Here is a 751-nt window from a genome sequence, read left to right as displayed (position 1 = left end):
CCTAACATGTATAGGACACGTAAGATTTGTTCAGTAATTTGTGAAATCGCGGATGGCTTCATATCTTGGTGCCCTTGGAAGTAACCACGGATAACTGAAATTGTTGGTAGAACAACTAAAGCTGGCACCAGGGACCGGATAACCAAGACTACTGAATCGAAATCACGAGCTGGCGTTGATTGGGCCAAAATAGGTGCGAATGTCCAAAGTAGCACACCCCCAACTAGACCAGTAATGGTCATTAAGGCAAGTCCTGCCTTGAACAAGCGCTTGGCCGTTTTATAGTAGCCGCGTGCGTTATAATAAGCCATTTGCTTAGCGATTGAATCTGGAACCCCGGCGATTGTTATGGACAAGAAAATCGCGTAGTAACTATACCCAATATTGAACAAGGAATTAGCTTCATTGGCGATGTGCGGTTCGCCCATCCAATTGTACCAAGGCATGATGTAAAGGACCCCTAAGATCCGTGACACCATTGAGGCAATGGTCATCCAAGACGCCCCAGCATTCATTTTCTCTTGTGCGCTGGCACTTGGTTTTCTAGGTGGAAGATCTAGTGGATCCACTTCTTCAGGTTGAATCACTTCTTCTACTTCATCAGTCCGATTTAAATTCGGATCATCTATACCCATATTTATTTAGCTCCTTATACAATAATTTTGATTTATTTCAATATTTCATATTTATTGATCTTTGAAAAACACTTAGCTTTCATTTTATATAATACGCCCCGTCATTTCAATCATCA

General features: G+C 41.8%; 1 protein-coding gene. It reads right to left on the bottom strand.

Annotated elements, in window-relative coordinates; translation table 11 throughout:
• On the bottom strand, positions 1-635 hold a 635-nt coding region (locus tag ACRCJ0_RS17245; protein ID WP_431391379.1), incomplete at its 3' end, for an oligosaccharide flippase family protein.
• Positions 636-751: the final 116 nt, after the last annotated feature.

Source organism: Aerococcus sp. L_32, assembly GCF_050689315.1.
Note: the sequence above shows the minus strand (reverse complement) of the source record. Positions and strands in the feature narration are given on the sequence as shown.